The sequence below is a fragment of the Legionella quinlivanii genome (genome assembly GCF_900461555.1).
GTDB classification, from domain to species: Bacteria; Pseudomonadota; Gammaproteobacteria; order Legionellales; family Legionellaceae; genus Legionella_C; species Legionella_C quinlivanii.
Genome location: NZ_UGOX01000001.1, coordinates 1,082,483 through 1,106,597 on the forward strand (window position 1 = coordinate 1,082,483; position 24,115 = coordinate 1,106,597).

Here is a 24,115-nt window from a genome sequence, read left to right on the forward strand (position 1 = left end):
TAACTCCGAATGCAAAAGGTGACTATTATAACCTTTTGAAGTAACGACTGTCCAATTAAAAGACGGACGAGCAGGATAACTGGCAGGGCCTGGGATTTCAGAGATCGTAGGTCGGGCGCTTCGCCCGACATTTCGGTTCTGGCCATGCTTATCAATAGTCAGCATGATGATTTGGTGAAAAATGAAATGTCGGGCGAAGCGCCCGACCTACGATTTGATGTAAACGGTAAGAGATAGTCAATTTCTTGCCAGAGTTTCCACTTTTTGTAGGCGATCTAAAAACTCACGAGTAGACACATCGCCCACCAAACGCAATCCGCTTAACTCTTTTCCGGCGGAATTAAAGAAAAGAAAGGTTGGGGGAGCTACCACCTGATACTGTTTCATGAGGGCCTGTGCTGCTGCGTCATTGGCAGTGACATCAATTTTCAAAACCAGAAAATTACCCAGTGTTCTTTTAATTTCAGAATCATTCAACGTAGATGAGGCGATGACTTTACAGGAAGCACACCAGTCGGCATAAAAATCAAGCATTACAGGACGGCCTTCTGCTGTTTGCAGGGCCTCATTTAATTCGGCGGGAGTTTTAATAATCAGTTCTTCACGTTCCATGCTGGCTGCGGTGGCTTTAGTGAATATGCCTGCTAAAGGCAGCAGGGGATCTTTGCTGCCCATGCTGGCGCCTGCCAGAATCAGTAAGCCATAAACAAGAAGTAAAATACCAGTGCTTTGATGCATTTTTTCATAATTGTTTTGTGCAGGATTCAGAGCCCCGGCAAAAATACCGGAGAACACGAGAAGCGCTGCCCATAAAATCATGGTGACAGGAGGGGGCAACAGACGACCCATCAGATAAATGGCAACCGCCAGCAACAGGAAGCCAAAAAAGTTTTTTACCGAATTCATCCAGGTCCCGGCCCGGGGCAGCCATTTGCCAGCGGAGGTGCCAATCAGCAGGAGGGGAGTGCCCATACCCAGCCCCAGAAAAAACAGAGTCAAACTGCCAAACAGTATATTGCCTGAATGCGCAATATATCCCAGAGCGCCGATTAAAGGAGCGGTTACGCAAGGAGAAAGAATAAGGGTCGACAAGCAGCCCATAATGGCTGCGCCAAGATAATGACCGCCATGCTGACTGCGGCTGGCTTTAGCTAATTTAGCCTGCCAGGAAACAGGCAGCTTTAACTCAAAAAAGCCAAACATGGAAAGCGCGAGTAATATAAATATCAGGCTAAACAATCCAATAGCCCAGGGGGCCTGCATTATAATTTGCAGATTGCTGCCAAGCGTGGCCACAATGGCTCCCGCAATCGCATAAGTCATTGACATACTAAGCACATAACTGAATGAGAGCAGAAACGCTTTGCGTGTTGTAATATCATGTCCATGTCCGACAATAATACCTGACAATACTGGAACCATTGGCAAAACGCAGGGTGTAAACGCTAAAAGCAGGCCAAAGCCGAAGAAACTGAGAATAACCATAAACCAGTGTGAATTTTCATAAATATCAGCTATCGCAGCACTTTCCTGAGCACTGGCCTTCTGTACCGGTGGAGCAATAATTGCAGTACCCGTTGACGCCGAAACTAAAGCTAACTGCTCATTAATGGCTAACTTAACCTGTTTGGTTTCAGGCGGATAACAGAAACCATCATCCGAGCATCCCTGATAATGAAGGCTTACAGAGGTTTCTCCGGATTGCTCACCAAGAACCGGGATTAACAGCGATAAAGCATCACGGTACACCAGATAACTGTGACCTTGCCGATCCTTTTTTTCGATTGCCTGCGGAAAAATAATGGAGCCAAACTGAAGAACAGAATCAGCAGGCGCACTCAATGAGATGCGATCACGATAAAGAAAATAGCCTGGCTTGATTTGCCAATCGATTGAAAAAGTATTGGGATCAACCGGTTTTACATTGACGGTAAACACTTCTTTTGCCGGAAGAGGCGCTGCGTAACCGAAACCATTAAAAATCGCGAGAAACAGCAAGAATAACCATTTATACATGCTTAATCCAGGTTATTGTTCAATCAATTGAACTTAATCTATATAGCGTAGCAGCTTATCTTACAATTATTGTGCGATTTTAAAAAGTATGGAGCATTATTTGAGTGTTCAGCGAGACAAAAGTTATTCTCATCTGGGTTTGATTCCTTTAATCGCTTCATCCACCTTAAGAGTGACATTTTCAGACGCTGTTTGGGGTTGGAACAGACTATAGCGGCCTGTCCATGCATAGTTAACGGCAAATGCAAGGCCGACTGTGCCGAGGGAAAGCACGGCACTCAGAACATGGAGTGCGATTTTTTTGACTTTATAGCCCCTGTGATTGGCTAAATCCGGTAAAGCGTTATCAATAGCCCCTTTGCAGGCTGACTGAAAGTCAGGAACTGATAATTCGCCATTTAAAAAGCGCCCTTGATTCCTGGTCAAGCGGGTATACATTGTTCTGGCTTTTTCTGCCGGTACAACATAATCGGGTTTGGTGAGAGCTTCTTTTTCCAATTCCTCAACTTTATGTTTCAGGTTATCCAGATGCTTTTGCAGGTTGATACTGGCAAGAATCCCAGGTGCGGCGGCTTTTCTAAAACCGACAATAAGTTCATCGGCCCGTCGATCGATATCTTGGCGTTTTCGCTTTAGAGCCTGTGCAATTTGAGGGGGATAACCATCAACGAATACTGCCCGGCTTATTCCGCTGTTAGCCAGCGCCTTTTCATAACCGGATACATCCAGATGTGTGAGCAGTTGTTGTTTCAGCGCTTCTCGACGCTCGTTGGCCTTTGCCTCGGAATTGCATTCTCGAAACTGAATGCTAAAACGATTAATTTCAGATGCAATTTTGTAGAGTTGCTGTTGATTCTGATTTTTTATTCTGTTTTCAGCAGCGTCTGCTGCAGAACTAATATTATTAAGCTTTGCCTGATACGCCCGGTTAACACTTTCTGGTAATCCTAAAGTACCTTCAACAGTTGCAGCCTTTCTGGATGCAGCAGTAGGTTCAGTTAAGCCTTTAAGTTGTTCTTGCACTGCCTTTTGGTGCAGGCGCACCTGGCCAAGTTCGGAGCAATGATTAAAATTAAAATGGAAGTCATTGATGTTGGCAACCATAGGTGCAACCAGATCATTCGCTCGCTTTCTCAAATGTTCCATTTGTTTAGTGGACTGCTGGTTAAGATTTTGTTCAAACTCCTTCCTGGCTTGTTGAATAGCTGGATACTTCCCGGCCTGATAGCCGAGAAGACGTTCGGCCTGAGTGACTGTGTCCTGTCTGATTAAACGATACATCTGCTCTTGCCGGCTTTCTTTTTGCAGAATAACGGCGACTACTGTATCGCAATTTGTAAATGCTATCGGAATAGATTTTATTTGTTCTGCTACTTTGTTGAGGGCGTCCTCAGCAAGCAAATAAGGTTGCACTGATCTTTTCAATGCGCTCTTTTTTTCATTAACCAAGCCATCAAGCTGGCCCAGGTGAGCAGGATATAATTCCTGCGAATGATTATTCTTAAAATCGGCCAGGAATTTGTCCAGTTCAGCAAGGCGCTCCTCGTATTTATGATAATTCAAGGCGTTGAATTTACCGGAAAATTTTCCAAGTTGCTCTTTGAATTCTTCGAATCGACGCAGGCGTTCAATAGGTGGAGAATCAGCCAAGTGTCTGGCAAGCCAGTCTCTAACAGGGGCGTCATTCTCCTGCGCAATGATGTCGTTTAGATTCACTCTTGCTGATAAATCCTCTTTTGCAAACTTCAAAAACTGTTCAGCAGCGCGAGGATTCACTAAACTCAGGTTATATAAAGCGTTGAGGAGATGTGCTGTATTCTTGTTTTTTTGCCGGGAAATAACTTGCTGATAGAGCTCTCTTGTTAAAGGATAGTCACTTTGCAGCAGCTTTTTACCATGGGGAGTGAGTTCGGAGTTAGCACCTGCCATCGCTAAATATAAGCCGTGAGGAAGTAATTGTTCTTTTACCCGGCTGTCGGCAATCGTTTGCGCATTGAACTCTTTGCCAGTAAATCGAAAACGAAGATCGCCGGCCTGGGTTAAATTGAAGGGTTGGCCCTGAAAATAAAAATTGAGCAGACCTTCTTCCACTATTTCCCGCGCGTTATGGGCAAAACCCGCTTGTTTTGCTTTCTCGCTTATCGCATGATCCAATGCATTTTCAAACAGATTCTCTGGCTTTTCTGGAGCAGATGGAACAGTCGGTCTTGCTGATATGACCTCCCTTTTTTCAAGTAAATCCGGAAATCTTGTTCTCAGAGTGTGGAAGTTTCTGTCAAAAGCATAAGGCGCACTTTCAAGACACGCCAGGAAATCTTCTCGAATAGGAGATTTGCCTAATAATTCCGGTTCATCGAAAATAGCAGGGGCAAGGGCATATAATTTAACTGCGTTACTTGCTATATTCCCATTGAGCCTGACATTCTGCTTTTGCAGGCTCAATAAGCCTTGAAATAATTGATAATTTTCAAAGATGGCACGACCAGTCCGTTCATTTGTACAATTGACAATATCCCAGGTTAATCTATCACTGGCCTTATTTTCGCTGAAATAACAAAAACGAGTATTCCTTGTTCTGATATCAGCAAGGTTAATGGTTTCCTCTTTGGTGTTATTCCAGGGGTTCACCAGAACAAACTGGTATCCTCCAGGAACATTGTCATTCCGTATGATTTCCTTCAGTCTCAGACCGTGTCGTCCATGATATTTACCGTGGATATCTTTTTTCCCATAGGCAAGGCTGATGTAGACAGGGGCTTCTGGCCAGCGGTTCTTTAAACTGATAATCTTCTGAATATCCTCTGTGTCATAACTATGAACTTCGAGGAGATGCCCGACAAAGGCAGTTGAAGTCCCTTCATGTCGGTTATTTAAATCATGAGCACTAATACTGGTAAGGACATTCTGCTGATATTGCCAGGGATTTTTATAGTAGTAGGAACTTATACGTTCTAATATTTTGACCGCCAGCGAATTGCTTCGAACCCCTTCTCTGGAGGCATCAATTTCGGCAAGATAGGAGTGAGGAATGGTAATGACATCCTCATTGGTATCCGTATCGATACTATGCTTATAATTGATTGCAATTTTGGCGGTATCAAGATTTTCACTTTGCTTTGTACGTTTAACGCGAAGTTCCACATCACCATTGTCAAGCTCTTTAAACATTGACTTTAAACGTTCTCTGCCTTCTTTACTGGCATTATAGATGCAGTCGATGGATGCGATTAAATAGCAGTCTCCTGTTTTGCCTTGACTTAGGGTGAGACGTTGGCCGTCTCTTGGGAATAGCGGTGTCATTTTTTAGCCATAGTGATACATGATTTTCATTGCTTTATATTATAGTTTGGCAATATTAAGTAAAAATTAAGCAGTTATCGATTTCATTTGCTGTCAGGATCAAAAAATTTAAAAAATTTGCATTGCTGCCCTTGAATCTGAAAGCAATGCCCCCATATGGTTGTCATCGGTATTGGCTGAAGTATCAGTCAGTACTTTCAGCTCAGAGTTCACTCTGAAAAAACAAGGTGATTAATTAAACCAGGAGAAAACAAGTATGAAAATTCGTCCTTTACACGATCGTGTTGTTGTTCAGCGCATGGAAGAAGAACGAACTACTGCTGGCGGAATTGTAATTCCAGACAGTGCTACTGAAAAACCCATTCGTGGTAAAGTACTGGCTGTTGGCCCAGGCAAAAACCTTGACAATGGGGATGTCCGTGCATTGGCCGTTAAAGTAGGCGATGTAGTTTTATTTGGCAAATACTCTGGCACAGAAGTCAAAATTGACGGTCAGGAGATGGTTGTCATGCGTGAAGATGACATCATGGGTGTTATTGAAGGCTAATCATAGAACAGATTATTAGGAGACTTTAAGAATGGCTAAAGAATTACGTTTTGGTAACAATGCGCGCCAGGAAATGTTGGCCGGTGTGAATGGCTTGGCTGACGCTGTACAAGTAACAATGGGCCCACGTGGTCGTAATGTGGTCCTGGAGAAATCCTTCGGTGCTCCCACTGTAACTAAAGACGGTGTCTCTGTTGCTAAAGAAATCGAGTTTGAGCAACGCTTCATGAACATGGGCGCTCAAATGGTTAAAGAAGTAGCTTCCAAAACTTCTGATGCAGCTGGTGATGGTACTACTACCGCTACTGTATTGGCTCGTTCAATCCTGGTTGAAGGTCACAAAGCAGTTGCTGCCGGCATGAATCCAATGGATTTAAAACGCGGAATTGACAAAGCGGTTATCGCCGTTACAAAACATCTGCAAAGCATGTCCAAGCCTTGCAAAGATGGTAAAGCGATTGCGCAAGTAGGTACTATTTCTGCTAACTCTGACGAAGCTATCGGCGCAATCATTGCTGAAGCGATGGAAAAAGTTGGAAAAGAAGGCGTTATCACTGTTGAAGATGGTAATGGTCTTGAGAATGAGCTGTCTGTTGTTGAAGGGATGCAATTTGATCGTGGTTACATTTCTCCATACTTCATCAACAACCAGCAAAACATGAGCTCTGAACTTGAGCATCCATTTATTCTGTTAGTCGACAAGAAAATTTCCAGCATCCGTGACATGTTGTCTGTTCTGGAAGCGGTTGCCAAGTCTGGCCGTCCTTTACTGATCGTGGCAGAAGACGTTGAAGGCGAAGCACTGGCTACTCTGGTTGTTAACAACATGCGTGGTATTGTTAAAGTTTGCGCAGTTAAAGCGCCTGGCTTTGGCGATCGCCGTAAAGCAATGTTGCAGGATATTGCTATTCTGACTAACGGCCAAGTGATTTCTGAAGAAGTGGGCAAGAGCCTTGAAGGTGCTTCTATGGAAGACCTGGGTACTGCCAAACGAGTTGTTGTGACTAAAGAAACTACAACTATTATTGACGGCGAAGGTAAAGCAACTGAAATCAATGCCCGCATCAGCCAAATTCGCGCTCAAATGGAAGAAACGACTTCTGATTACGATCGTGAGAAACTGCAAGAGCGTGTTGCCAAACTGGCCGGCGGTGTTGCAGTTATCAAAGTCGGTGCTGCGACTGAAGTTGAAATGAAAGAGAAAAAAGCTCGCGTTGAAGACGCTCTGCATGCTACTCGTGCCGCTGTTGAAGAAGGTATTGTAGCCGGTGGTGGTGTTGCTTTAATCCGCGCTCAATCTGCTCTGAATGGCTTGAAAGGCGACAATGCTGATCAGGATATGGGTATCAACATCCTGCGTCGTGCTATTGAGTCTCCATTACGTCAAATCGTTGCTAACGCTGGTTACGAAGCATCTGTCATCGTTAACCGTGTAGCTGAGCAAAAAGACAACTTTGGCTTTAACGCTGCAAGCGGTGAGTTCGGCGATATGGTTGAAATGGGTATCCTGGATCCAACTAAAGTTACCCGTACAGCGCTGCAAAACGCTGCTTCAGTTGCCAGCCTCATGTTAACTACTGAGTGCATGGTTGCTGAACTGCCAAAGAAAGATGAAGCTGCTGGTGCCGGCGATATGGGCGGCATGGGCGGTATGGGCGGCATGGGCATGATGTAAGCCTTTGCTTCCTGAAAAAACCCGCCTTATGGCGGGTTTTTTTTTGAAAAATCATCTCTTTTTTCTTCAACATTCTTGCTGTATAAAATGGATATCCACAACAGGAAGTTTATTATGACCGGATTAACTCGAGAATTTAAAACGAAAGCGGAGCAACTCCTTTTAATTTTAAAAGAAGCGGTAAACGAAAATTACCTGATCTTATTATCATCTAATCCCGCTCCAGCCTTAGGATTCAGCGGCGAGGAATTATTGTACATCAAGTCGTTCAGACGATTCTGTGATTCATTGCCTGCAAACCTTCGCTCTCTTTTAGCAGCAAGAAAAACAGAGCAATTTGATACAGCGGAAAAATTATATTATCTGGGGCTAGACAACTGGGAACCGGCAGGTTGGGCAAGAGCCTATTTTTTTAATCCCGGCATATCGATTATGAGGTCCTGCGTCCAAAGAATAGATAAATATAATGAGGAACACATATGTGAAAACTGGTTGAATTATCATGTGAAAAAAATAGACACTTTGAGTGAGCGGCGAGGGATATTAAACAAACAATTGAAAGATAAGAATCTACAGGAAGAGATGAAAGAGGACCTGACTAAGCAGTTGCAACTCACGGAAGAAACACTAAATTACCATCATTTACAATTACAAGCGAAGGAAAGACAGGTCAATGCATTGCTGGATCCCATGTACTCGTCTAGCTACAAGGCTTTGCTGTCATTAATCGATAAATGCAATTTAGGAACACTTTCTGTGGTTCAGGCCAGAATCAGCAAGCGACCTGCCGAGCAGAATGAATGGCAGACAAAACGCAATGAATTGATTGAGCTTCGCAGGAGCGAGTTAAAAGCACAATGGTCAATGAGCTCCCTTGTCAATCAGGCCGGTAATAGTCCTGTATTCTCGAATCCAGCAGCTCCCGCTGCTTTAAAACCCGATGAAATAGTCAGGCCGCTTAATGATATTAGCCTGTCTTCACCTGTTTAATAAAATTAAGGATAATTCTATGCGCGTATTCTCGGAAGATTATAAGAAAAAAGCGGATCAAGTGATTTTTATTTTGGAAAATGCAAGGGAAAATAATTTTCTCAGGCTGCTGCATCTTCCTTATACGATGGATGAGATAGGATTCAAACCAGAGGATCAGAATTATATTTTATTTTTTAGAGCCTTTTATAATTCCTTGCCGCATGCTTTGAAAGCAAAATTTTCAAACGGACTCTGTACCTATGAGACCTTATATGACTCAGGTTTGAACGATTGGACACCGACTCCGATAGAAAAGTATTATTTTGAGGCTCCAGGTGTATCTACTATTGCCTCTTATGTGAAGCGAGTGGACGATTTTGTCAAAGAAAAAAAATGGCAAAGCGATATGGCATTTCAGCAAGAGAAAATAGATGGTTTAAAAAAGAAACGAGGGGTCTTAATAGAAGAACTCAAAATTCATCAAAATAACTTCGATGCCGATAAAGTGGCGGACTTAAATCAACAATTGAAACTGAATGAGGATACGCTCGCCTATCATGTGGTGCAGCATCGCTTATTGCTGGAAGAGGTAGAAATAACCAACCTCGATAAACTATTGAATGCACGCTATATACGTGATCGAAGCACCTTGCAACATTGGGTTGAACGCTTTAATTTACCAACTCTCTATCAGCTGAGAGAAGAAATCAGCAAAAGAATGGGTATACAACCTCTTTGGCTGCCCACCTTAAAAAAGCAGGTTGAGGGGCGAATCGACAAGCTGATCAACGAGTCAACTGCTGCTCTCATTGCCCAGGCGGGTGGAAGCCCGATTTATTCAAGACAGGAAGAGAAACTCTGCAATACGCCTTTGTCAGTCAGCCCTTCTCTTGCTCGATAAGGAGGTTTTCGCCTTGCGATGCGGTGTATCTCAAGGCGAATAAGTCAGATCTGTATTAGCCTTATTGCGTCTTTAGTAAAGACAGCGATCTGGGTAGCCATAAGCCATTAGAACTTGCAGTATCGAGCCGACCACCAAAGAATACATTGCTATTATCCGGTGTAAAAATCGGGGTATTGGCAGCAGACGGGAAGGTCCAGGTCAGGCCCAAATCCTGACTAACGGCGAGGAGGGGACGCTGGACTCCGCCACTAATATAAAATCCTGCTGCAATACAAAGTCCTCCTCCACAGTGGACATTATTAAACTGGCCATCGTTGGTAAAGGCATTGGTATTATCCGGTGTAAAGACTGGTGCAGTGACCGAGGAGGGGAAAGTCCAGCTAGACCCTGCGTCATGACTGACTGCCAGGAGCGGCCTAAATCCGCCGCCACCAAAATAAAACCCTCCCGTGATGCAATCAGGGCCCTGGCAACTGATGCTCGAGAGGATGGCGCTGCCCGTGAAGGCATTGGTGTTGTCAGGAGTAAAAACAGGTGAAGTGACAGAGGATGGGAAAGTCCAGCTAGAGCCTGCGTCATGGCTGACTGCCACGAGCGGGCGTTGAGTACCACCTCCAAAATAACGCCCTACCGCTATACAAGTGGTTCCCTGACAGTTGACGTCAGAAAACCTGCCATTAGCGATAAATGCGTTGCTATTGTCCGGTGTGAACACTGGAGAGTTGACAACAGAAGGATAAGTCCAGGTTACAGCGGCGTTTTGGCTTAACGCAAGCAATGGCCTCTCAGTACCACCGCTGCGGTAACTGCCGGCGGCAATACAAATACTATCCTGGCAGGCGACCCCGTTGAACGATCCATTATTCGAGAAGGCATTGGTATTATCAGGGATAAAAACGGGGGCATTGATAGCGGAGGGATAAGCCCAGTTTAAACCCAGATCCTGGCTAACCGCCAGAAGTGGTCTGTCAACTCCACCACCGCTGTATAAACCACCGGCTATACAAATAGCGCCATGGCAGTTTACTGCAAAAAATCTGCCGTTACCGGAGAAAGCATTTGTATTATCTGGAGTAAAAACAGGGGCATTAATAACTGCAGGAAAGCTCCAGCTCGTACCCGAATCATGGCTAATTGCCAGAATGGGACGTCGCGTTCCTGCACTAAAGTAGTTGCCGGCAGCGATACAAGTGCTTTCCTGGCAAGTTGCACCGACTAATTCACCAGCGCTACTAAAGGGGTTTGTATTAACTGGCGAGAAAACTGGTGCATTGATAGAAGAGGGAAAGATCCAATTTAAGCCTGAGTCCTGACTCACTGCCAACAATGGGCGTTGCACCAAACCTGCATCGCGGTATTGGCCGACAGCGATACAGGTTTGTGCATCGCAACTTGACTCAAAGAAGGCAGCGCTATTATTGTAGGAATTAGTATTATCAGGTACAAAAACCGGTGAGTTCACAGCTGAAGGAAAGGTCCAACTTGTACCCATATCCGAGCTGAGCGCCAAAAGCGGGCGAATAGCGCCAACACTTGTGTATTGTCCTGCGGCAATAGCTATCGGGACTGGCTTCACTTCAATACTAATAGAGACTGTGGAGGTATTGTCGCCCTGAATAGGGATTAGCTGCAAAGTATGGATAATAGAGCCTGGGGTAAAGGAGATCTGACAGGAAGTGCCAGGCGCTAATACGGTGCAACTGCTGGCGTCCTGAATGACATCGGTCCAGCTTGCGGGCAGTATCGCCCGAATATTATACGCGGTGACTTGTGTGGAGTGATTAGTAATCGTGACCACTTTTGCATTTTGATTGATAATTAAAACGAGACTTGCTGGAGAGGCATTAATCGAGGCAGTGGCGGCCTGGCCTTTGGTAATTGCCAGACTGTTAGGAGGCGAGGGTTGATAACATTGGTTCGGATTGCCTTGTTGACATAGAACAGGCCCGCCCATGACATTACCGGTAAGCGCTGTTCCATTGATCTGTAAAGTCAGAATGCAATAGCCTTTAGCGGGCAACTGGCAAAGACTGGTTTGTGTAATCCCTTGAATTGGCTGCATTATCAATACTTTTCCGCGTGATGATTGATTATATACAGCATATTGCACTTGGGCTGTCTCACCGGGCGCTACGGTTAATGCCACTGGTGTTTGGGGAACAAATACCCATAGAGGAGTAGCCGCATACAAGCTCGGTACTGTCAAAAGACAGCAGAGCCATTTCAGCATTTGTTGATACCGTGTTCTTCCTTGCATTTTTCAGTCCTTCGTTTTTAATATTAACTGGCAAAACTCATCTGTTCAGCCTTGGCGTTTAGTTTTAAGCCTGAACTAATTCTTCCATCTTATTCTTTTCCCAACAGCGTAAAGGAGAGTGCTCTGGGTTTCTCATCGCAGCTACTGGCAGATAGAATGTTTGTTCGAGCAGAAACTGCCCGCTTAAAGCCGCGTGAGAAACATGATCTGTAAAGACAACCCAGGTACTTTGCGCCTGAAAATTAATGGTGTTTTTGGAAACCGTCTGTTGATAATGATCATCAAGCTTCATGCGATCGTGCAGTTGCAGCTGATAATGATCATAAGCGGAGCGCATGGTTTTAGTCACTTTTAGCCATTTTAATAATTTGGCAACAGAGGGATTGTATTTGGGGATGGCTGGAGAAAAGCGTTCCAGTACTTGATTAAACGCTTCGCCCAGCTGCCACACTCGTGGTTCACCATAGGGATTAATGTTACAAAAAACTCGCAGGATACGGCGCCCATTGACTGGAGAAGCAGGAAAAGAGTCAACATGAACTCGGGTATCATCTTTACGCTTTGAACTGGCCCTGCCGCGAATTTCTGCAGGCCGGTAGCTGGTTCGGCCCCAGATTAAATGCTCTGCGTAGAGAGGACATACGGTATCCAGCAAATGTTTTGCAAACTCGGCATACTGGCGCATAAAAGGTTTCAGAATGGAGGGAAGGCCTTGGTTATTACTGTTATAACCGCCCAGACGATCTTTTAAATAATCATAACTGATATTTTTGTGCTGACCATCCAGGATCTTGTCAGTGAGCAAATAATGTTCTTGTTGGGCATTATGGGCGTAAAAATATTCGGGAAAATAAAGAACTTGCCCTGATTCCAGTAAATTGAGCGCTAAATCCTTTTGTACTTCATTAATCTTGTCTAAACTATTAGAGTTTAATATATAGAGTGGTTCGTCCATTATCGCCTCAAACGATCGATTTAATGGGACAATTCTATCAATATTTATCCTGATTCCCCAAATTTTACGGATATTTATTTCAAAACCAATTAAAAAGGAGAGGGAAATGTCACAAGTAGTAGAGAAATTATCAGTCATTCTGGCAGATACCTATGCCTTATATCTCAAAACACAAAACTATCACTGGCATGTAAAGGGGCCACAGTTCAAAACCTTGCATGAGCTGTTTGAAATGCAATATCAGGAATTGGCTGAAGCGGTAGATCAGGTGGCGGAACGTATTTTAATCACCGGACATAAAGCGCCTGCTACCTTTAAGGAGTTTGAGCGGTTGAAGCGTATCAAGGATGGCAATTCAGGTCTTTCCGCCAATCAAATGGTGATTGAGTTAGCAGATGATAATGCAACCCTGGTAAAAGATTTGAATCAGGCGCTCACACTCGCACAGGAAAATCATGATGAAGGAACAGCCAATCTGTTGAGCGACCGAATCGCAGCGCATGAAAAAGCGCACTGGATGTTGAATGCTTCCAAAGAGTAAGGATAAAGAAATGCCGCTTTAAAAGCGGCATTTCAGACAGGATAGGGAATTATCCTAGTGAATTTTGTTACTTGAATAATTGCGCCAATCATTTTCCAATGTTGTATTATCGTCACGATTTTCAACCCCCAACACGATACCTCCAGACGCCAATCCTTTTTCATACACTTTGGCTCGTTCTTCGGGGATACCCCAACCAATTAAGGCACCTATTAATCCACCGGAGATACTGCCTGCGCCAGCGCCTGCTAATCCTGCTGCTATTGGGCCTGCAACAATGATTCCAAGTCCAGGGAAAATCAGATTAGTGCCAATTGCTGCAATCGCACCCAGGGTAGCACCTACTGTGCCTCCGATAAGTCCACCAACTCCCATTCCTTCAACTGCTTTGGAACCGGTTTCTTCAGTCGTGAGAAATGAATCATAATATTTTTCACGGGTGTCATCTGACATTAACACATTGATTTCTTCGGGTTTGTATCCTTGATCAATTGCACGTAAATAAGCTTTTTCCGCGGAATCCCTATCATGAAAGAGCTCTGTGGTCATTGGAGCTGATGCTGCCTTTGAAACATGCGGTTTATAATAATTTTCTACAGTTGAAGAAAATTCTGGAGTTGCGAAATTTGGCCAGTGATCTTTGTCGAAACCGGGCGCATTTTCGAGAGTTTCTTTATCCAGATTAAGTACAAAACAGTCATCCTCTTCATCATATGAAAATAATTTCCAGGGCATGGCAAAGAATTTATTTCCAAACCCAAGCATCCCACCGGAATCTAATACCAGGTAATTCACAGCACCTGAAATTTTATCCAGTACAATTTCATTGATTTCACCGAGATTATCATTATTCAGATTTTTAACTTTGACTCCAGTCACTTCACTGGCTTTAACCACTTCATGAGGTCGTTCCATGATGACTTCTCCTAAATTATGTTTATGGCAAGATTAAAGGGCAGTTAAGTAAATCAATTCATAAACTTCATTAATGACAAAAGCCACACGCAGTGGCTTTTGCAGTGAATGGTTCTTCTGCACTACGCAGTTGAATCATCCTACACTTTAAATATAGTAAACAATGATCAGTATGTCAAAAAAGCAAGCTAATACAGGCCCAGTCCAAAAGGTTGTTGGTTGAGAATAGAATCCATTCTATTGATCCATAGAAGAAATTGACGATGGAAAAGTTTAGAAGATGTAACCCTCAGCAAGAGCATTCTCTCTATTATAGTCGTTATTCTGTCCTATAAGAGCCTACGTACCCCGCTTTATGCGGGGTATCCATAAATGGTAGTGGGTTTTAAAATGCTTTTGCCAATAAGACGCATTGCCTGGATCCCGCGCATAAAGCGCGATACTTAGGGGTTTAACATTATAATTAATAAGCCAGGGGACGTAGGTAAATATCTTAATTAATGGCAGCGCCACTAGGCGTCTGAATTTAAACGATGATAAATTTTGGGTAGTGATTCCAAAGCATAGTTAGCCGCATCCACTTGAACTTCAGACCGTGTTCCCTTAAATTTTTTCGTTTCCGAATAGAGCCGCCATTCCTGATTGTGCTTCAATCCCCAGGCAAAACAAATAGTACCAGGTTCTACACCGTCCATCGGTTCCGAGCCAGTTAACCCGGTAGTGGCAATTACAATATTGGCTTTGCTTTTTTGCAAAGCGCCCAAGGCCATTTCACGAGCAACATGTTCACTTGTTAATGTATAGGTTCTAATGGTTTCATCGCGTACATGAAGTACATTTTTCTTTGCATCTTCAGAATAAACAACATATCCTAATTCAAGGCATTCCCCACAGCCTTCAACTTTTCCAAGAATAGCCAGAATTTGTCCAGCTGTACAGGATTCAGCTGTTACCAGAACTAATCCCCTTGCTTTTAAAAAGTCAATAGCCATCTGCCCTGATTTCATATTTTGAAGTATGCTGATAAGTTGATACATAAAGTATAACCCAATCGCCGGGCAAGTCGGTCTATTTGACATATGACTGTATGGGTCTAAGTTTAAAATAGGACATGTAAAAATTGATGTTAATAATAAACGATTGTTCTTAATAAGGAGATTATTTTTTAAGGAGAAAAATCATGACTGGTACCTCAATTGGCGGTAAAAAAGCTGCCGAAACTCGAAAACGAAATCAAAGATCCTCTCAAACAAAAAAGAATGCTTCCAGTAGTAGTCAGAAAAGTAAGTAGTGTAGATTTCATGTTGCGTAGAATTATTATCATTGGAGGATATTATCATGGATAGAAATATACCCAATCAGAGCCAAAATCAAAATTTAGGCAAGCAAAACATGCCGCAGAATAAGCAGGAAAAGCAAAATTTTGATCCGCTTAAAGAGAAAAAAGGCATGCGGAACATGTCCGATCAAGATGAAGGACTGGATATGGATAATGAAGAAAATCCGCATCAGTCTTTATAATTAATTTCTCTCCCCATAGCGGGAGAGACGTTTTATAAACCACTAAGGATGGAGGAGGCGATCATGATGTATGTTATTGGCTGGTTGTTAGGAATTCCTATCAGTATTCTGCTGCTGATTTGGCTTGTTTCACACTTATAAAAATAATAATAAATATACAATAAGGAGTCATCATGAATCACGAAACAGTTGTAGTTGATCAAAAACTATGCGCTCCGCACCATCATTGGTTTTGCTGGTCGGCTATTATCATTGGGGCCCTGGTGGGGCTTGGACTGGGTTTTTTACTGCATCTCTACAGTATTGCTATTGGATTGACCGCTTTTGTGTCCGATAATGAAGCCACGACCGTTACTATAGGCGGGCTGATTGGCTTATTAATCGGTACTATTGTGGCAATGGGACTGGCCGGATTTACTGCCGGTTTTCTGGCGCATGTGGTTAGTCCTGGTGTTGGGATTTTATATGGCTTTGCCACATGGAGTCTGGCTTTATTATTAACTGCTATTCTGGCTATGCCCCTTAGTAGTTATGTCAGCACCTATACGGCTGCCCTGGCACCCACAGTAAACGTAGACACAGGAAATACCACTGCTCAGGGAAATCAGGTCACCGTACAAAGTCCGGCTACTGAAGCGACTAAAGCGGCCTCGCCTGAAACATTGGCATGGAGTGGGTGGATAGTATTTGTTTTGTTTGCAATAGGTGCTTTATCCAGTTGTCTTGGAGCCTGTGGGGGTATTCATTGCCACAGAAAGCATTGCCTGCATTCAGAGGTATAATTATATATAAGGAGATAAGTGATGGATTATCCAAATCAGTTACCTCCACAAAAGCAATCAAGGCAACCTGGGATAGAAAGTGTCATGCAACCTGCCCCTGTCTATGTTTCTCCGGATTATAAACCAGGTCAGAAACTGACAGGTAAGGTTGCTTTGATTACCGGTGGAGATAGCGGTATAGGTCGAGCAGTGGCCTGTGCATTTGCTCTGGAAGGGGCTGACGTCATTGTGCATTACCTGGATGAAGAATCGGATGCCCGGGAAACTGCCGACTTTATAAAAAACTGTGGAAGAAAGTGCTGGTTGTTTGCGAAAAACCTACAGTCCTACAATGCTTGTGAAGAGCTGGTGCAAAGGGCGATACAGGAAGTTTCACAGATAGATATCCTGGTTAACAATATTGCTGAGCAGCATCCTCAGGAAAGCATCGAAGATATCAGTTGTGAACAACTTGAAGCGACATTCAAAACCAATTTTTTTTCCTATTTTTATATGATTAAAGCGTTATTGCCTTATTTGAAAGAGGAAGCAGTCATTATTAACACAACATCGGTCACTGCTTATAAAGGCAACGATCACTTGATTGATTATTCCTCTACAAAAGGAGCTATTGTCGGTTTAACGCGTTCCCTGTCGCAAAATCTTGTCAAAAAAGGAATCCGGGTTAATGCCGTAGCACCGGGCCCGATATGGACCCCATTGATTCCTGCGAGTTTTTCCGCTGAGCAAGTTGCTGAATTTGGTCAGCAGGTTCCAATGAAAAGAGTGGGGCAACCAGCTGAAATGGCTCCTGCCTATGTGTACCTTGCCTCTTCGGATTCTTCCTATATGACGGGGCAGGTGCTTCATCCCAATGGAGGTGTTATTGTTAATGCCTGAGTAGGCATAAGTAGTTGAGATAGTAATCGGGGCAATGAGCCGCTGTGCAGCTTATTGCGTATATGGGGGTCATGTTAAAAGGAATTGAATCATGAGCTTACTTGGACTGATTTTATTAATCGTTATTTTATTGGCAGTTTTGCCCACTTGGCCGTATAGTAGTGGATGGGGTTATTATCCCAGTGGTGCGGTAGGATTAGTCTTAATTATATTGATAATATTGCTGCTGACGCGTGGTGGCTTATAAAGCAGTCGTCCACACTCCCGCGCAGGCGGGAGTGAGAACGGGCAAATTTCTCTTTGGCTGTTAATGGAGATCTTTAGGGTACTGTCTTTTGAATTGTCTCATGTCTTTACCAATCTGCTCTAATTCCTCTTCAGTCAGAAGTTTTCGCACTTTTGGAAAAAGTTTTTGTTCCTCTTCTTCAGCATGGTGGATGACGTCATCCATAAGTTTGTTAAACTTTCTTTCCCAGGCGGCTACAGTTTTAATGTCATCAAATTGACGAATAGCTTGTTCTGCATGCTTTTCTTCAGTTAATAAATGTCTGACAGTATCATCAAGTCGATCATCATTTTTAAAGTGTGGGTACCAGACTTTATGTTCCATTTTTTCATGGCGTATTAATTCCATACACAGTTCGTTAAACATCTTTTTACGAGTTTCTTCGCGGTGACTTTCATCACTAATATCAAGGAAGCGTTGCTTTACCCTTTCATGTTCTCTGATTAGAAAATCAATTGCATTCATAATATGGACTCCTGTTCAATAGAGAATCCGTGGAGCAGCCACGGACTCTCTGTTGCCTTAGTCGTTATCAGATTCGCAGGTGATTTTAGTACAATCTCTGCAATTTTTAGCAGCGAATGCAAAAGCATCTGCAGCTGATTTTGGAGTATTGTCCATTTGTTTATCCGCATCCTGATCGGCAGCCACATCGCTACTGCTGGCATTCGTTGAGCAAGTCCAGTTTTTATCCATCGGTGTGGGGGTCGTGTTATCTGCTATTGAAACGGATGCGAAGGATAACAATAATCCGCTAATAATAATTGGTAAATTCCTTTTCATTTTACTCTCCTCGTTAACGTTGAGTTCATCAGGGGTACTCAGGTAACTTGGATTTTGTACCCTACTTATTAAGTATTGGTCCTGTTAAGCAAACTTACAAGTCAATGATGCCAAGCTCGCTGACTTTATTACAGAAAAAAGCGAGCAGCTCGTTAATTAAATTCAATTTATGTTTATGATTTTTATAAATTGCATAAAGCATTATTTCTGGTGAGGTTTGATTGCCAAGAACTGGCAATAGCAATCCCTTTTCAACCTCCTCCATTACAGTGAAATGGGGAGCCCAGATTAAGCCAATATCCGCTATGGCAGCCTGTTTTAGAAGGCAGGCATTATTACTCTGAAAACTACCTTGTACATGAATAATTTTATTATTTAAAATCCATTTGTTCTGCAGCCCATAGAGGGTGTTAATTAAGCAATTATGGTGTCTGAGATCTTCCGCAGTTTCCGGGTTGCCGTTGCGATTGAGGTAAGCATCTGAGCCGTAGACATTGCGCTGCACAGAAAACAATTTCTTACACATCAGATTGGGGTAGCTAATGGGTTCGAAACTTATGCTTAAATCGAATGAATGTTGAAAAAAACTGGCATGATCTGAACCGGCTATTATTTCCAATGAGATATCCGGGTGGAGTTTCATAAACTCTATGCCCAGAGACGTAAAAAAAGTAACAGCGGGTGAAACGGTGAGGTAAAGGCAGATTTTTCCTTGTAAATGATTTTTTTTGCTCTGAGAAATCGAGTGAATATCCCGTATTTCCTCAAATAGATTTCCCGCTTTTTCATATAAAGTTTTGCCAGCGTCAGTTAAAATCAATTGTTTGGTTGAGCGAATAAAAAGCTTCATTCTCAATTCGTCCTCAAGCCAGTTAATCTGCTTACTGACTTTGGAGGGAGAAACATTTAATAATCTTGAAGCTGCCGAAAAGCTATTATTTTCAACTACTGTAGTAAAACTTTTCAGGCATTCTATGAGATTCATATCGTCTCTTTTAAATCAGGCTTATTTAAATAGTGTACGCCAATTGCAGTGATATGAGAAAAGGGAAGGGCTATTGGGCCAGATAATCAGCCCAATAGAGATATTGTGGTTTATTGACTTCGGCCGATGTGTTGAGACATGGAGTTCTTCAACTCATCCATCTGTCTATGCGCTCTTTCTTCATTGCCAAGACCATGTTCTGAGAAGCGAACTTTGACATCGCCTAAAAGTCTGCTGTTGAAGAATACTCCCTGATATCCTTTCTGAGAGTAATGCTGGGGTCGATTTAAATTAAACTCCAGGCGCATATCTTTTAATGCTTTAATGACGGTTAGTTTGGCCGACAGTATCAGCATATCCTGAATTTCTTTGGTAAATTCCGGACAATACCACTCTTTCCTGGCGGGGATTTCGATATCAATGAAGGACTCTGGATGTGCATCACTGAAAATGGCAGGAAGCCAGTTTTTTCCAACAAATTGCTCTTTGGAAAGGATTTTTTGCTGGCAAAAGTTTCTCTGCAACACGCCAGGTCCTGTACCATCATTGGTCTTTCTTTCAATGATTGTCAAGCGTCCATCTCTGAGCGCCAGACCATCGAATTCTTGCTGAAACTGTCTGCACGGAGAGTATACTTCAAAGGATTTATAGAGATTGGAAGCCAGCTCAATCACGTAATCATTCACTGCCTGCTCAAAGGGATCTGCTTCTTTTTCTATTTCTTTCCCTTTTTCTTTATCTTCTACCTCTTCCAGGGGAATATTATCGAATAATTCCTGGATCAAGGTTTCCAGTGTTTCTTTCTGATTTTCTTCTTCAAATAGAAACTCAACTTCCTGAGCGTGCTCTGCCTGAGGCGGCTGATATTTCAAGGGGGGCAGGGTGTTGAAATGTTCCAGATTATTCAACCAACGTTGTATGATTTCCAGATCATTAATGGATTCTGCTTTCTCGTATAAAGCCAGATATTCTTTCTGATAGGCTCGATAGGTTTCTGAATCCATTTCGCCATCCAGTTCATGTTTTTTCAGATTGAGCATGCTGTCTATCGATTTCAGATAGAGAATCAAACCGATAACTGCATCGTTTTTCAATTGAAAGCAGACTTCCAACTGGCGCTGAGTCAGTTCAAGGGAGCGCGATTTAATTTCTTTTTCCAATCGGGCGCACTCCAGTCTCAGCAATTGCCTGATCGATTCAAACGATGGTTTTTTCTCAATGGAATGCGAGAGAATGCGATGAAAATTGGCATAATAATAGTTAAAATCCTCGCTTTCCTCAGGGATCATCGCAGCGGGAAAATCTGATGTATCTTTCAGGTAATGATTGTATTGTTCGAGGACAAAGTTATAAGCGTCATCCAGCACTTGCTGCCTGGAGCGTTCAGCTTTCTGATTATCCTCTTTTGCTTCAGACTGTAGTTGGGCTCGCTCTTGTTGCAATTGTATTAATGCGTTTACAAATCGAGTCACGACGTTGGGAAGTCTCGGTAAATGAATGTAGGGCGAAGAAAGTTTTTGTACATATTTCAAAGCCAGCATGATCTCATCAATTTTTTTGTCCATTTCTGAGAGCAGGTTTCTGTTTGAAGTGGAGTCAGAAGAAAAGTACTCGCCGAATGGCCGGCCTTTAATAATACGTATCTGTTGATTAATCACAACAGACAGCAATTGTACTAACTGCTGATCTTCGGTGATATTCTCGCTGACCAGCAATTGTGTATACAGTTTTCTAAAAGAATCATTGACGCTGTGTTCTTCTTTCTCATCATAAGAGCTGACCGCGAGTTCGAACTGCGATTCCAATGCGTCCACGCCGCCATCGATCAAAAGATCATTCCAGTCATAGCCCTCTGCGTCGGGAGTCTTTGGTACAGGCTCTTTGATAATCACCTGGTAACCAGCTGATACAAATAATTCATGCGCCTTCTGGAAGGCTATATCTGCATCTCCTTCAGGTTTATCATGATCTTTTAAGAGAACCACTTTGGTATTGGGCGGAAAATGTGTTTTGACATAGCCCAGGGTTGCCGGAAGTTCGTTGACTCCCATTGAAGCCAGGATGCTAAAATTATCCCTGATTGCTGGAATTGCAGCGATGCTGGCAGCCGTTTCCACTCCTTCCGCAATAAAAACAAAATCAGGATTTCTACCCTCATTGACCAGGGCTGCTTTCCCAGGACGCGAAGGATGGCCCGCTCCGAGATACCTCTTGCAATAGTACTCTTTAGCATCAACATGAATGGCTTGGGCTTTATTGCCGTGAGGGTCAAGTTGAATAATCTGCAGTCCGACTAACTGATCGTCCAGATTATAAACAGGAGCAACCAGGTAGTCATCTTGTTGATTATTATCAAAACTCGCAATATTAAGAGGACCTTTTAAGTATCTGAATTCTAAGTGTTTTATAGTTTCAGCCGGAATTTTTCTGGTAACGGTTAAATAGAGTTCGGCCGCCGTGTTCTCAATAGGTTCGCTTTTTTTCCACAACTTCTGAGCTAATCGTATTTTATTATGGTCTTTTTGTTTCTGTATGAGCTTGCTTACTTCAGCACTTTGCTTCATTCTAACTCCAATCAGGATAATTTATGAAGCAATTGTAACAATGTTAAACAGAAATGAAAATGAACAGATTTGGAAACAAGTTTTTTCCAAATCGTAATAATTAAACTTCAGCCAGATTTCCTTTGGTTTCCAGCCAGGTTTTACGATCAGCTGCTCGCTTTTTCGCCAGTAACATGTCCATAAGTGCCATTGTTTCCTGTTCATTTTCCAGCGTTAACTGAACCAGCCGCCTGGTATTGGGATCCATCGTCGTTTCGCGCAGCTGAATGGGATTCATCTCTCCCAGTCCTTTAAACCGCTGCACATTGACTTTTCCCTTATTGGCTTTAAGGAACTGTTCCACAATTTTAATTTTTTCAGCATCATCCAGAGCATATTGCACAGTTTTCCCCATATCTATGCGATATAAGGGAGGCATCGCTACAAATACATGACCGGCAGATACCAAAGGACGAAAATGTCTTAAAAACAGCGCACAGATCAGGGTGGCGATGTGAGCACCATCTGAGTCAGCATCCGCAAGAATACATAATTTGCCATAGCGAAGACCTGATAGATCATCGGATCCGGGATCAACCCCTATAGCTACTGAAATATCATGAATTTCCTGAGAAGCCAGAACCTGGCTTGATTCGACCTCCCAGGAATTCAGAATCTTGCCGCGTAAAGGCAAAATCGCCTGAAAGTCTTTGTTACGTGCCTGTTTGGCTGAACCGCCTGCCGAATCTCCCTCTACCAGAAAAAGTTCAGCCATTGACAAGTCCTGCTGCAGGCAATCAGCCAGTTTACCGGGAAGGGCAGGACCCTGATGAATGCGTTTTCGAGCAACCTGTTTCGCCTGACGCAAGCGCTTTTGCGCACGTTCAATAGCGAGCGCTGCGATAATCTCTCCCTGACTGCGATGCTGATTTAACCATAATGCAAATGCATCTTTTATTACATTGCTGACAAATGCTGCGGTTTGTCTTGAGCTTAACCGTTCCTTGGTCTGCCCGGCAAACTGCGGTTCTTTCATTTTTACAGACAAGATATACTGGCATGGTTCCCAGAGATCGTCTGCGGTCAGTTTAACTCCACGCGGCAAAAGATTGCGTAATTCGCAAAAGGCAGCAAGCGCATCATACAAACCTGCTCTTAAGCCATTGACATGTGTTCCTCCTTGCGGAGTCGGGATTAAATTGACATAACTTTCGCTGGAACCGCTGGTCTGAGTGCCCAAAGACCAGGCGAGAGCCCAATCTACCGTTCCTTCTTCACTACTGTACTCGCCGCTAAAAGGCTCTTCCGGCAAAAAGTCTTCAGGCAAGGACTGACGCAGATAATCCGTCAAACCTCGCTCATAACACCAATGTGTTTGCTCTCCACTGACCTTATTAATGAATGTCATTGATAAGCCTGGACAAAGCACTGCTTTGGCCCGTAATACATGAATGAGCGGCTTGATTGAAAATCGAATGGAGTCAAAATATTTTTCGTTAGGCCAAAAACGAATACAGGTTCCGGTATCGCGTTTACGGGTCACGCCCACCTCATTTAATTCCTGTACTTTATCACCGTTGGCAAAGGCCATTTGATAAATGATGCCGTTGCGTTTTATCTGTACATCCACCCGCTCGGATAAGGCATTCACTACGGAAACTCCTACGCCATGCAAGCCGCCGGAAAAACTGTAATTTTTATCTGAAAATTTTCCACCCGCGTGCAGACGGGTCATGATGACTTCCACGCCGCTAAGTCCGAGCTGCGGGTGTAAATCGACTGGCATCCCCCGGCCATTATCTTCGACTTCAATAGAGCCGTCTTCATGCAGGGTTACGATGATTTTGCTGGCATGACCGGCAATCACTTCATCGACGCTATTGTCAATGACTTCCTGGGCCAGATGGTTGGGGCGAGTGGTATCGGTATACATTCCCGGCCGGCGTTGTACCGGTTCAAGGCCATTGAGCACCTCAATGGCTTCGGCGGTATAGTTATCAGACATTGCTTATATCACTTCATTATTTAATTGAATTTAGTCTATCATAAATAACACCGGGGGGCACGGATGGATATGGGCATTAATTAAGAAAACTGTTGGAGCCGACAGGTTGATACAGGCCGGTTGCTTGCAATTGCCATTGAAACCGAGGTTGCAAGGGTATTGTTGCATAAATGAATAAGTGCACAAAAACCGTCTTTGCGAGCGTCAGCGAAGCAATCCAGATCATCACTTTGTCCGGGGCCTAACTGG

At 43.4% G+C, this 24,115-nt stretch carries 20 protein-coding genes; 9 read left to right on the plus strand and 11 right to left on the minus strand.

Annotated elements, in window-relative coordinates; all coding sequences use genetic code 11:
• Window positions 1–237 precede the first annotated feature (237 nt).
• Together dsbD and DYH61_RS04585 are read right to left on the minus strand one after the other, a co-directional pair.
• Window positions 238–2,016, minus strand: coding sequence for a protein-disulfide reductase DsbD (dsbD, locus tag DYH61_RS04580; RefSeq protein ID WP_058506162.1), 1,779 nt, complete (start codon window positions 2,014–2,016; stop codon window positions 238–240).
• 129 nt (window positions 2,017–2,145) lie between these two features.
• The gene (locus DYH61_RS04585; RefSeq protein WP_058506163.1) at window positions 2,146–5,316 is read right to left on the minus strand and encodes a hypothetical protein; all 3,171 of its coding nucleotides are present in this window, start codon (window positions 5,314–5,316) and stop codon (window positions 2,146–2,148) included.
• A gap of 256 nt (window positions 5,317–5,572) precedes the next feature.
• On the opposite strand from DYH61_RS04585, the gene groES reads away from it, so the two are divergent.
• The 4 genes from groES (at window position 5,573) to DYH61_RS04605 (ending at window position 9,411) form a co-directional block, all read left to right on the plus strand.
• Complete coding sequence (groES, locus tag DYH61_RS04590; RefSeq protein ID WP_058506164.1) at window positions 5,573–5,863, plus strand: co-chaperone GroES; 291 nt, start codon at window positions 5,573–5,575, stop codon at window positions 5,861–5,863.
• A gap of 31 nt (window positions 5,864–5,894) precedes the next feature.
• Entirely contained in the window at window positions 5,895–7,538 is a 1,644-nt protein-coding gene (gene groL / locus DYH61_RS04595) for a chaperonin GroEL (RefSeq protein ID WP_058506165.1), read from the plus strand.
• Between the two features lie 114 nt (window positions 7,539–7,652).
• The gene (locus tag DYH61_RS04600; RefSeq protein ID WP_058506166.1) at window positions 7,653–8,528 is read left to right on the plus strand and encodes a hypothetical protein; all 876 of its coding nucleotides are present in this window, start codon (window positions 7,653–7,655) and stop codon (window positions 8,526–8,528) included.
• Window positions 8,529–8,547: 19 nt separating this feature from the next.
• The gene (locus tag DYH61_RS04605) at window positions 8,548–9,411 is read left to right on the plus strand and encodes a hypothetical protein (protein ID WP_058506167.1); all 864 of its coding nucleotides are present in this window, start codon (window positions 8,548–8,550) and stop codon (window positions 9,409–9,411) included.
• Window positions 9,412–9,472: 61 nt separating this feature from the next.
• On the opposite strand, the gene DYH61_RS04610 is transcribed toward DYH61_RS04605, so the two are convergent.
• A complete protein-coding gene (locus tag DYH61_RS04610; protein ID WP_058506168.1) occupies window positions 9,473–11,671 on the minus strand; it encodes a sialidase family protein in 2,199 nt (732 codons plus the stop codon).
• Window positions 11,672–11,735: 64 nt separating this feature from the next.
• Window positions 11,736–12,626 carry a Kdo hydroxylase KdoO gene (locus DYH61_RS04615; protein ID WP_065236101.1) on the minus strand — a complete coding sequence of 297 codons (891 nt, stop codon included), beginning with the start codon at window positions 12,624–12,626 and terminating at the stop codon, window positions 11,736–11,738.
• Between the two features lie 106 nt (window positions 12,627–12,732).
• On the opposite strand from DYH61_RS04615, the gene DYH61_RS04620 reads away from it, so the two are divergent.
• On the plus strand, window positions 12,733–13,167 hold the full coding sequence (locus DYH61_RS04620; RefSeq protein ID WP_058506169.1) for a Dps family protein: 435 nt from the start codon (window positions 12,733–12,735) through the stop codon (window positions 13,165–13,167).
• Window positions 13,168–13,221: 54 nt separating this feature from the next.
• Here the strand turns inward: DYH61_RS04620 and DYH61_RS15835 are convergent, their stop codons facing one another.
• A complete protein-coding gene (locus DYH61_RS15835; RefSeq protein ID WP_083499130.1) occupies window positions 13,222–14,082 on the minus strand; it encodes a PRC-barrel domain-containing protein in 861 nt (286 codons plus the stop codon).
• A 512-nt stretch (window positions 14,083–14,594) separates the two neighbouring features.
• Entirely contained in the window at window positions 14,595–15,119 is a 525-nt protein-coding gene (locus DYH61_RS04635) for a CinA family protein (RefSeq protein ID WP_234999845.1), read from the minus strand.
• 301 nt (window positions 15,120–15,420) lie between these two features.
• Between DYH61_RS04635 and DYH61_RS04640 the strand changes: the two genes are divergently transcribed.
• From DYH61_RS04640 to DYH61_RS04655, 4 genes are all read left to right on the plus strand, one after another.
• Window positions 15,421–15,603, plus strand: coding sequence for a hypothetical protein (locus DYH61_RS04640; RefSeq protein WP_058506170.1), 183 nt, complete (start codon window positions 15,421–15,423; stop codon window positions 15,601–15,603).
• 173 nt (window positions 15,604–15,776) lie between these two features.
• Window positions 15,777–16,385: a hypothetical protein gene (locus DYH61_RS04645; protein ID WP_234999846.1), complete on the plus strand. Its 609-nt coding sequence runs from the start codon at window positions 15,777–15,779 to the stop codon at window positions 16,383–16,385.
• Window positions 16,386–16,406: 21 nt separating this feature from the next.
• Entirely contained in the window at window positions 16,407–17,264 is an 858-nt protein-coding gene (locus tag DYH61_RS04650; RefSeq protein ID WP_058506171.1) for an SDR family oxidoreductase, read from the plus strand.
• A 91-nt stretch (window positions 17,265–17,355) separates the two neighbouring features.
• Window positions 17,356–17,511, plus strand: a complete 156-nt coding sequence (locus DYH61_RS04655; RefSeq protein ID WP_083499131.1) for a DUF3309 family protein — start codon at window positions 17,356–17,358, stop codon at window positions 17,509–17,511.
• Window positions 17,512–17,571: 60 nt separating this feature from the next.
• On the opposite strand, the gene DYH61_RS04660 is transcribed toward DYH61_RS04655, so the two are convergent.
• From DYH61_RS04660 to parE, 5 genes are all read right to left on the minus strand, one after another.
• Window positions 17,572–18,015, minus strand: a complete 444-nt coding sequence (locus tag DYH61_RS04660; protein WP_058506172.1) for a hemerythrin domain-containing protein — start codon at window positions 18,013–18,015, stop codon at window positions 17,572–17,574.
• A 57-nt stretch (window positions 18,016–18,072) separates the two neighbouring features.
• Window positions 18,073–18,333 carry a hypothetical protein gene (locus DYH61_RS04665; RefSeq protein WP_058506173.1) on the minus strand — a complete coding sequence of 87 codons (261 nt, stop codon included), beginning with the start codon at window positions 18,331–18,333 and terminating at the stop codon, window positions 18,073–18,075.
• Window positions 18,334–18,427: 94 nt separating this feature from the next.
• On the minus strand, window positions 18,428–19,318 hold the full coding sequence (locus DYH61_RS04670; RefSeq protein ID WP_058506174.1) for a LysR family transcriptional regulator: 891 nt from the start codon (window positions 19,316–19,318) through the stop codon (window positions 18,428–18,430).
• Between the two features lie 110 nt (window positions 19,319–19,428).
• On the minus strand, window positions 19,429–21,882 hold the full coding sequence (locus tag DYH61_RS04675) for a toprim domain-containing protein (RefSeq protein WP_058506175.1): 2,454 nt from the start codon (window positions 21,880–21,882) through the stop codon (window positions 19,429–19,431).
• Between the two features lie 100 nt (window positions 21,883–21,982).
• Entirely contained in the window at window positions 21,983–23,866 is a 1,884-nt protein-coding gene (gene parE, locus DYH61_RS04680) for a DNA topoisomerase IV subunit B (RefSeq protein WP_058506176.1), read from the minus strand.
• Between the last annotated feature and the right edge of the window lie 249 nt (window positions 23,867–24,115).